At 72.7% G+C, this 8,272-nt stretch carries 10 protein-coding genes; 4 read left to right on the top strand and 6 right to left on the bottom strand.

Annotated features, from left to right (window positions below; all coding sequences use genetic code 11):
* Nucleotides 1–600, bottom strand: a complete 600-nt coding sequence (gene folE / locus ACJ73U_RS12725) for a GTP cyclohydrolase I FolE (protein ID WP_407777786.1) — start codon at nucleotides 598–600, stop codon at nucleotides 1–3.
* Between the two features lie 31 nt (nucleotides 601–631).
* Nucleotides 632–1,177, bottom strand: a complete 546-nt coding sequence (locus tag ACJ73U_RS12720; protein WP_407777785.1) for a DUF2231 domain-containing protein — start codon at nucleotides 1,175–1,177, stop codon at nucleotides 632–634.
* A 96-nt stretch (nucleotides 1,178–1,273) separates the two neighbouring features.
* Between ACJ73U_RS12720 and ACJ73U_RS12715 the strand changes: the two genes are divergently transcribed.
* A complete protein-coding gene (locus ACJ73U_RS12715) occupies nucleotides 1,274–1,942 on the top strand; it encodes a helix-turn-helix transcriptional regulator (RefSeq protein WP_407777784.1) in 669 nt (222 codons plus the stop codon).
* 5 nt (nucleotides 1,943–1,947) lie between these two features.
* On the opposite strand, the gene ACJ73U_RS12710 is transcribed toward ACJ73U_RS12715, so the two are convergent.
* The gene (locus tag ACJ73U_RS12710) at nucleotides 1,948–2,322 is read right to left on the bottom strand and encodes a VOC family protein (protein WP_407777783.1); all 375 of its coding nucleotides are present in this window, start codon (nucleotides 2,320–2,322) and stop codon (nucleotides 1,948–1,950) included.
* A gap of 143 nt (nucleotides 2,323–2,465) precedes the next feature.
* Here ACJ73U_RS12710 and ACJ73U_RS12705 point away from each other — a divergent pair, with 143 nt between their 5' ends.
* Entirely contained in the window at nucleotides 2,466–3,797 is a 1,332-nt protein-coding gene (locus ACJ73U_RS12705) for a M20/M25/M40 family metallo-hydrolase (protein WP_407777782.1), read from the top strand.
* Between the two features lie 128 nt (nucleotides 3,798–3,925).
* Here ACJ73U_RS12705 and ACJ73U_RS12700 read toward each other — a convergent pair whose 3' ends face one another.
* Nucleotides 3,926–5,140: a PP2C family protein-serine/threonine phosphatase gene (locus tag ACJ73U_RS12700; protein WP_407777781.1), complete on the bottom strand. Its 1,215-nt coding sequence runs from the start codon at nucleotides 5,138–5,140 to the stop codon at nucleotides 3,926–3,928.
* A 57-nt stretch (nucleotides 5,141–5,197) separates the two neighbouring features.
* Complete coding sequence (locus ACJ73U_RS12695; RefSeq protein WP_407777780.1) at nucleotides 5,198–5,893, bottom strand: N-acyl homoserine lactonase family protein; 696 nt, start codon at nucleotides 5,891–5,893, stop codon at nucleotides 5,198–5,200.
* 57 nt (nucleotides 5,894–5,950) lie between these two features.
* Here ACJ73U_RS12695 and ACJ73U_RS12690 point away from each other — a divergent pair, with 57 nt between their 5' ends.
* Nucleotides 5,951–6,592: a TetR/AcrR family transcriptional regulator gene (locus ACJ73U_RS12690; protein ID WP_407777779.1), complete on the top strand. Its 642-nt coding sequence runs from the start codon at nucleotides 5,951–5,953 to the stop codon at nucleotides 6,590–6,592.
* Nucleotides 6,593–6,600: 8 nt separating this feature from the next.
* Here the strand turns inward: ACJ73U_RS12690 and ACJ73U_RS12685 are convergent, their stop codons facing one another.
* A complete protein-coding gene (locus ACJ73U_RS12685) occupies nucleotides 6,601–7,512 on the bottom strand; it encodes an EamA family transporter (protein WP_407777778.1) in 912 nt (303 codons plus the stop codon).
* A 123-nt stretch (nucleotides 7,513–7,635) separates the two neighbouring features.
* Here ACJ73U_RS12685 and ACJ73U_RS12680 point away from each other — a divergent pair, with 123 nt between their 5' ends.
* On the top strand, nucleotides 7,636–8,214 hold the full coding sequence (locus ACJ73U_RS12680) for a hypothetical protein (protein WP_407777777.1): 579 nt from the start codon (nucleotides 7,636–7,638) through the stop codon (nucleotides 8,212–8,214).
* Nucleotides 8,215–8,272 lie beyond the last annotated feature (58 nt).

Genomic DNA, 8,272 nt, shown 5'->3' with positions numbered 1-8,272 from the left:
TCAGGCGTTGACGCCGGTGAGGGCGAAGAACTCCTGCCGCGAGCGGGCGTCCTCGCGCAGGCTGCCGAGCAGGGTCGAGGTGACGGTGGTGGCGCCGACGGCGTGCACGCCGCGCAGCGTCATGCAGGAGTGCTCGGCCTCGATGACGACCCCGACCCCCTTGGGGTGCAGGTGCCCGGCCAGCCAGTCGGCGACCTGCTTGGTCAGGCGTTCCTGCACCTGCGGCCGGCGGGCGAAGTGCTCGACCACCCGGGCCAGCTTGGACAGTCCGAGGATGCGTTCACCCGGCAGGTAGCCGACGTGCGCGACGCCGACGAACGGCAGCAGGTGGTGCTCGCACACCGAGTGGAGCGGGATGCCGCGCGCGAGCACGAGCTCGTCGTAGCCCTCGTCGTTGGGGAAGGTGGTGAGGTCGAACGGGCGCGGGCTGAACAGCTCCGCGTAGGCGCGGGCCATCCGTCCCGGGGTGCCGCTCATGCTCTCCGAGGTCAGCTCGACGCCGAGCGCCTGGAGGAACTGGGCCGCGGCCTGCTCGGCCGCGGCCAGGTCGACGCCTGCCTCCGGCTCGTGGATGACCCGCAGGGCGGTGGTGGAACGCATCAACGAAGGCCTTTCTTGTCGAGCGGGACTGTCAGTGCGCGTGGCGGGTCGGCCGCGTGCCGTGTACTTCCTGGTACCCCTCGGCCTGGATGGTCTCCTCGGCCACCCGCACGCCGTAGTGGTAGGCCAGCTTCCCGCCCAGGTACCCCGACGCGCCGAGCGTGGCGAGGCTGACCGCGGCCAGCACGAGCGGACCGACGGCGACGGGGGCCTGGTCCCCGTAGGTGCCCTGCCGCCAGAAGAAGTTGACGACGTAGGCGACGGCGACCGTGAGGTTGAGGCTCATGTGGATCAACCCGGTGCGGAACGCGCGCGTCCCCCGCGGGATCGCCAGCAGGTCGAGGAACCCGACGAGCGCCGCCAGCACCGCGCCGACCACCCCGATCGCGATCAGCCACACCGCGCCCTGCGCCAGGAACCCCGGCGTGTCGACCACGTGGGACGCGATGTCGAACACCAGGCCGGCCACCCAGGCGCCGATGGGCACCGTCACCAGGATCGGGTGGAAGGGATGGCCGTACGGACCGGCCAGAGCCGCGTTCACCGGCCACTTCGCCAGTCGGGAACCACGTACCATGATGACCTCCTAAATCACCAATTAAGTTTGGTCTTATCGACCTTGTCCGTCAAGGACACACGTTGAAGACACTCTTATTGGTGTTATCATGATCGAGTGGAGCCCATCAGAGCCGTCGCCGCGCTGGACGACGAGCTGCGGCGCGGCATGTACGCGTTCATCCGCGCCGCGCGCCGTCCCGTCACCCGCGACGAGGCCGCGGCCGCGGTCGGGATCTCCCGCAAGCTGGCGGCGTTCCACCTCGACAAGCTGGTGGACGCCGGCGTGCTGCACGCCGGCTACCAGCAGACCAACCGCCGGGTCGGCCGGGCACCCAAGGTGTACCGGCCGGTCGAGACCGACATCCGCGTCAGCATCCCCCCGCGCCAGCACGACCTGCTCGCCGACATCCTGCTGGACGGCCTCCTCGCCGAGAGCGGCACCGCCCGGGAGGCGGCGGTGCGCGCGGCCCGCGAGCGCGGTCAGGACGTCGGCGCCGCCGAACGCGAGCAGGCCCGGCCGGGGCGGCTGGGCGCCGAACGCGCCGTCACCCTGGCCGCCGCCGCGCTCGACCGCAGCGGGTTCGAGCCGGACCGCAGGTCACCGACGTGCGTGCGGCTGCGGACCTGCCCGTTCCACCCCCTCGCCGCGAAGGCGCCGGAACTCGTGTGCGGGATCAACCACGCGTTCCTCACCGGCCTGGTGGACGGCCTGGACACCACGAGCGTGCGGGCGGTCCTCGACCCGCGGACCGGCGAGTGCTGTGTGGAGCTGCACGCCAACTAAGGGCCCTACCGCGGGTCGCGGCGCAGCGGGTGCGCGGCGGGGACCTCGACGAGCACGATCCGCAGGCCGTCGGGGTCGGCGATCCACATCTCCAGGAGCCCCCACGGCTCCTCGCGCGGCTCCCGCACGACCGGCACGCCACGCGCGGCCAGTTCCTCCGCGGTGCTCGCCAGGTCGCGGACCTGCAGCCACAGCACGACGTCCGGGCCGGGACCGGCCTCGCCGCGCCCCGACACCTCCAGGAAGCCGTTGCCGAGGAAGAACACCGTGCCACCGGGGAACTCCCGGTACACGGCGAGCCCCAGCACGTCGCGGTAGAAGGTCAGCGAGGCGTCCGGATCGCGGGGGCGCACCAGCACGCGGCTACCGAGGAACTCCACGCGTGCCAGGATCCCCCATGGCTCCGCGGCACGCAGGACGTGCCGCCGCCCTGGTCCGCCGGCAACGAGCTGGTCGCGCCGGGCTCCGCCGACCAACCCGCCCGTGCCGCGCGGAACCCCACGCCGGCGTTGATGATGAACGGGTGAACAGTGCGGAGGAACAGCGGATCGACATCGAGAAGGTGCTCCCGGCGGCGCGTGCCGCGCTCGAGGAGCTGGTGCGGATCCCGTCCGTGAGTGCCGTGCCCACCGCTGCCCTGGCGACCGCGGCGGAGCTGACCGCCGCGCTGTTCCGCGACGCGGGTATGCCCGAGGTCGAGATCATCGACAACGGTGCGCACCCCGCCGTGCTGGCCCGGTACCCGGCGCCGCCCGGACGGCCGACCGTGCTGCTCTACGCGCACCACGACGTCCAGCCGGCGGGGCCGCCGCAGACGTGGACCAGCCCGCCGTTCGAGCCGGTGGAACGCGGCGGCCGGCTGTACGGCAGGGGCACGTCCGACGACAAGGCCGCCGTCGCGGCTCACCTGGCCGCGGTGCTCGCGCACGGCGGCCGACCGCCGTGCGGGGTGACGGTGCTCGTGGAGGGCGAGGAGGAGATCGGGTCGCCGGCGCTGAGCACGCTGCTCGACAGGTACCGCGACCGCCTCGCGGCGGACGTGATCGTGATCGCCGACTCCGAGAACCTGGTCTCCGGCACCCCGGCGTTCACCACGTCATTGCGCGGCTCGACGGCCTGCGTCGTCGAGCTGCGCACGCTGGCGGCCGGCGTGCACTCCGGCGGTTTCGGCGGCGCGGCGCCCGACGCCCTGACCGCACTGTGCCGCCTGCTCGCCACCCTGCACGACGAGCACGGCGACGTCGCGGTGGCCGGCCTCACGAGCGGTGCGGAGCCGGCGTACGACTACCCGTCGACGAGGTTCCGGGCCGACGCCGGAGTGCTCGACGGCGTCGAGCTGCACGGCACGGGCAGCGTCGCCGCGCGGGTGTGGACGAAGCCGGCGGTGAGCGTGCTCGCCATCGACGCCCCACCACTCGCGACCGCGTCGAACACGCTCCACGCCGCGGCCAGGGCCAAGGTCGGCCTGCGGATCGCCCCGGGCGACGACGCCCCCCGCGCCGCGAACGCCCTGGCCGAGCACCTGCGCACGCACGCACCCTTCGGCGCACGGGTGTCCGTGACCGTCAACGAGGTCGCCCAGCCCTACCAGGTCGACACGACGGCCCGGTGGTTCGCCGCGGCCGCCCGCGCGTACCGCACGGCCTACGGCAGGGACGTGGTACACATCGGCAGCGGCGGCAGCATCCCGTTCGTCGCCGCGTTCGCCGAGACCTTCCCCACGGCCACGATCCTGATCACCAGCGCCGGCGCGGACAACCTCTCCCGAGCCCACGGCCCCGACGAGAGCGTCCCGCTCACCGAGTTCGCCCGCGCCTGCCACGCCGAGGCCCTGCTACTCGGCGAACTGGGCTGAGCAGGGCGCCCTCCTCCCGAAGCCGGCTGCTCGCCGAGCCGCGGCCGCGGGCCTGACACCACGGCCGGCAGGCCCGACACCACAGCCGGCAGGCCCGACACCACGGCCGGCAGATGCCCCGGAGGCCCTCAGGACGTCTGCGGGGTGGTGTGGCGGGCGGCGACGAGCGCGATGTCGTCGGTGGCCGGTTCGGAGCCGACCATCGTCGCCATGATGTGGGCGCACACCGCCTTCGGCGCGGCGAGGTGCACGGTCGTGCGCAGCTGTTCGAGGCGTTCGTCCAGGTCGGCGCCGCGGCGTTCGACCAGGCCGTCGGTGTAGAGGATGAGCAGCGCCTCCGGCGGCACGTCGATGCTGGTGCCCGTGCGGCCGGTGATGCCGAGGCTGTAGCCGATGGGCGGCCCGACCGGCGCCCGCACGAACTCGGCCTCGCGATCCGGCAGGGCGATGATCGGCGGTAGGTGCCCGGCCAGGGCGAAGTCCATGCGGTGGGCGACCGTGTCGATGACCGCGTAGGCGACCGTGGCCATGGTCCGGCGCTCGAAGTGGCTGGCCTTGCGGTCGAGCTTGCCCAGCACCTCGGCGGGGTCGTCGAACTCCAGCGCGTAGGCCCGCAGCGCGCTGCGTAGCCGTCCCATCACGATCGCCGCCAGCAGGCCGCTGCCGACCACGTCGCCGATCACCAGCCCGATCCGGTCACCCGGCAGGGGGAAGACGTCATACCAGTCACCACCGACGCCGGTGCCCGCGCCGGCCACGTAGCGGGCGGCCAGCTCCCAGCCGTCCGTGGACGGCAGCCTGGCGGGCAGGAGGCTCTCCACCAGCATGGCGGCCGCGGCCTGCTCGGTGCGGAACCGGTGCATGTGCGCCACCAGCGCGACCCGGTCGGCGACCAGCTGCAGCAGCTCGGCCTCCACCTCGGCGAACTCGCGCGCCACCATCACGCCGACGTGCAGAACACCCAGCAGCTCGTCCCGCGCCACGATCGGCACACCGAGCAGCTCCCGCAGGCCGTGCTCCCACAGCAGCGGGTTGACCACCGTGGACTCGTCGACCCGCTCGATCAGCACCGGTTGCCGCAGCTTGGCCACCCGGCCGGCGAAGCCCTCGCCGACCGGGATGCGCACCCCCTGGAAGACCTCCTCGTCCAGGCCGGCGGTGGCCTTGGCGACCAGCTGCTCGCCGCTGGCGTCGAGGAGCAGGACGGTCACGGTGTCGACGGCGAACAGGTCGCGCACCCGGAACACCAGGACTTCGAGGAGTTTGTCGAGGTCCAGGTCCATCAGCGTGCGGTCGGTGATCGCCTCCAGCACGCGATGCCGCAGCTCTCTGTCCTCGACCATCCCGCCAACCCCGACCTGCCGTCTACAAAGTGTTCACCCCACGATAGTCCGACCTCGTCAGGTATACCGAGCCGGAGCGTGTCGCAGGGTCCGCCACTGCTCCGTGTCGTGGTTGTGCACGACGAGCGCCACGCCCTCGATGTCCATCAGCTTTCGTTGGCTCGCCCGGACTGCCGGCTCGTCCAGGTCGTGCTGGGTGAGCGGGCGGGTCTCCGGGTCGGTGCCGCGCATCCAGGCGTCGCCGGCCAGCAGGACCGGGCCGGTGTCCGGCAGTTCCACGAGGACGGCCTGGTGGCCTGGCACGTGCCCGCTGCACTCGACGAGTGTGACGCCGGGCACGAGCCGGGTGTCGCCGTCGACCAGTCGCGGGTTCGGCAGGTCCCAATGGGACCGGAGCCACTCGTAACGCGGCAGGCCCGACCGCGTGGCGTGCTCGTGCTGGGCGCGCTGCACGACGAACCGGGCGTGCGGGAACTCGTCGTTGGCGCCGCAGTGGTCGGGGTCGAGGTGGCTGACGATCACCGTGTCGATGTCCGCCGGTCCGAGACCGAGGCGGTCGAGCCGGCCGAGGACGTGCGACTCCCCGGTGACGACGAACGGCGCGTCCGGGTCGCCGATCATGTCCGCGGGGCAGCCGGTGTCGACCAGCCACCACCGCCCGTCCGCGAGGTGGATCAGGAAGACGGGCACGGGCACGCCGTTGTCGCGCACGGTGGCGACCTCGAGCAGGTGGAGGGATCTCACAATGGACATGAGCGAGTCTAAACATGAACGACTATAAGTTTGCAATGGCTCAGGTAGACTGCCGGCATGCCGGTGGAGGGGCGGCGCGACCGCAGGAAGCGACTGACCCGCGCCGCGATCAGCGAGTGCGGGTGGCGGCTGTTCGACGCCCGCGGGTTCGACGCGGTCACGGTCGCGGAGATCGCCGAGGCGGCGGACGTGGCCGTCGGCACGGTGTTCAACTACTTCCCCAGCAAGGAGGCCATCCTGTTCGACCGGGCGGGTGATCTGGTCGAGGGCATGGTGGCGCTCGTGCGGGAGAGAGGACCGGAGCAGGGCGTGGTGGCCGCGTTCCGCGAGTGGCACGACCGCGCCATGGGGTTCCTGACCGCACCGGCGGCGGGCGCGCGGACGAAGCGGTTCCTGGAGATCGTGGCGGGCAGCCCGGCGCTGCGGGCGTACGAGCGGGAGCTGGACGAGGAGTACCGGCAGGCGTTGACGACGGCCCTGGACGACGTCCGCCACGGACGCACCGACCCGACGCCGGTCCTGCTGGCCAACCAGCTGATCACCCTGCACCGCACGGTGGCGGACCTGGCCCGCGACCTCATCCTGGCGGGCCTGCCGCCACGCGTGGTGCGCACCCGGGTCACGACCGCCACGAGGACGGCGTTCGCCCTACTGGCCGACCACGCCCACACCCTGCGCACCCAGCACGATCGGCCTTGATACGGGGACTAGCGGGCGGCCCCCGCGGTCCTCGTCGCCCCGACCGAGGCGGCGACGACGAGGAGGATCGCCAGCCACTGGAGCGGGCCGAGGGCCTCGTGGAGCACGACGAGCCCGACGAGCGCCGCGACCGCGGGTTCGAGGCTCATCAGCACCCCGAACACCTTCGGGGGAATGGAACGCAGGGCCTCCAGCTCCAGCGAGTACGGGATCACGGACGAGAGCATCGCCACCCCGCACCCGACGAGGAGCACCCACGGCTGGAGCAGCGCGGTACCGCTGTCCAGCACCCCGACCGGCACGACGACCGCCGCCGCCAGGACCATGCCCAGGGCGAGCCCGCCACCGTCGGTGGTGTGCCGGCCCAGCGCCGCGCTCAGCAGGATGTAGCAGCCCCAGCAGGCGGCCGCCGCCAGCGCGAACAGGATGCCGACGAGGTGCAGGTCGCCGCGTCCTTCGGTCAGCACCACCACCCCGGTCCCCGCGAGCAGCGCCCACAGCCCGTCCAGCCACCGCCGGGACCCACCGATGGCGACCGCGAGCGGCCCGAGGAACTCGATCGTGACCGCGACCCCGAGCGGGATCCGCGCCAACGCCAGGTAGAAGCAGAGGTTCATGACCCCGAGCACGACGCCGTACCCGGCCACCACCGCCCACGCACGCCGGTCGAGCCGCAGGGACGGCCGCCACACCACGAGCAACACCACGGCGGCGAAGAACAGCCGCAACGCGACCGTGCCGACACTGCCGACCGCCCCGAACAGCTGCTTGGCGAGGGCAGCCCCGACCTGGACGCTGACGATGCCCGCGAGCACCTGGGCGGGCGGCGGCACCGCACCGAGCGCCCGCCCGGCCAGCACCACCAGGTTGAGCCGGGAGAACGCCCGATCCCCAGCTCGATCGACATGCACGGTGACCATGCCCCGCATACTCCGCGAGACCCCCGACATTCGTCGCCCGGGTTCCCGCATACTGGACGTCGTAACTTTCCGAAACTTTCCAACCACTGGCGGTAAGTGTCGGGCAGGTGCCACGATCGACGCATGCCAATCGCGATCCGGCAACGACGCCGGCTGATGCGCTGGGTGGCGGCCGCGGGGGTCGCGGTCGTCGCCGTGGGTGTGGTGGTGGGCGGCGTCCTGCTGACGAGGCAGCCGTCCCTGGACGAGCAACTGAGCCGCCGCGTGGTGGCGGCGCTGGAACGCGCGGTGCCGACCGCGGCGCCCGTCCACGCGCACAACCAGCCGAAGGACCCCAACCGCCGCACCGACATCGACGGCAACGAGCTGGTGTGCGTCGCCAGGGTCTTCGGCCACGACCCGTCGACGGCGACAACGGTGAACGACGTCAGGGTGGTCTACGCCCACCGCACCTGCGCCGCGGCGGGCCCGGGCCAGTTCTGGCCGGAGTCGCTCAGGGAGACCGGCCCGGTAGCGGTCCGCCTGGGCGTCCCGGACGAGCTGGTCCTCCCCGAGAAGGCCCTCCCGGACAAGGCGGACGCCGCCTACGCCGACCGCATCCGCGCCGTCATCCCGAAGCGGTACCAGGAACAGGCCCTCGCCTACCCCGACTTCGTCGACCCGGACGTGGCCGCCGCCCTACAGGACCAACTGGACGACTGACCCCGGGCGCCCCTACTCCCCCGGTCTGGCCCGGATCCCCGCGTCCGGAGACGGCGCC

The organism is Actinophytocola sp., assembly GCF_045807065.1.
In the GTDB taxonomy this organism is placed as follows: Bacteria; Actinomycetota; Actinomycetes; order Mycobacteriales; family Pseudonocardiaceae; genus Actinophytocola.
This window is presented reverse-complemented; position numbering and strand designations above follow the sequence as displayed.

What these genes read in the sequence shown, in the direction of transcription:
- ACJ73U_RS12690 (WP_407777779.1), top strand. Translation starts at nt 5,951, where the DNA reads ATGCCGGTGGAGGGGCGGCGCGACCGCAGGAAGCGACTGACCCGCGCC.
- ACJ73U_RS12685 (WP_407777778.1), bottom strand. Translation starts at nt 7,512, where the DNA reads ATGGTCACCGTGCATGTCGATCGAGCTGGGGATCGGGCGTTCTCCCGG.
- folE (WP_407777786.1), bottom strand. Translation starts at nt 600, where the DNA reads ATGCGTTCCACCACCGCCCTGCGGGTCATCCACGAGCCGGAGGCAGGC.
- ACJ73U_RS12720 (WP_407777785.1), bottom strand. Translation starts at nt 1,177, where the DNA reads ATGGTACGTGGTTCCCGACTGGCGAAGTGGCCGGTGAACGCGGCTCTG.
- ACJ73U_RS12695 (WP_407777780.1), bottom strand. Translation starts at nt 5,893, where the DNA reads ATGTCCATTGTGAGATCCCTCCACCTGCTCGAGGTCGCCACCGTGCGC.
- ACJ73U_RS12700 (WP_407777781.1), bottom strand. Translation starts at nt 5,140, where the DNA reads ATGGTCGAGGACAGAGAGCTGCGGCATCGCGTGCTGGAGGCGATCACC.
- ACJ73U_RS12680 (WP_407777777.1), top strand. Translation starts at nt 7,636, where the DNA reads ATGCCAATCGCGATCCGGCAACGACGCCGGCTGATGCGCTGGGTGGCG.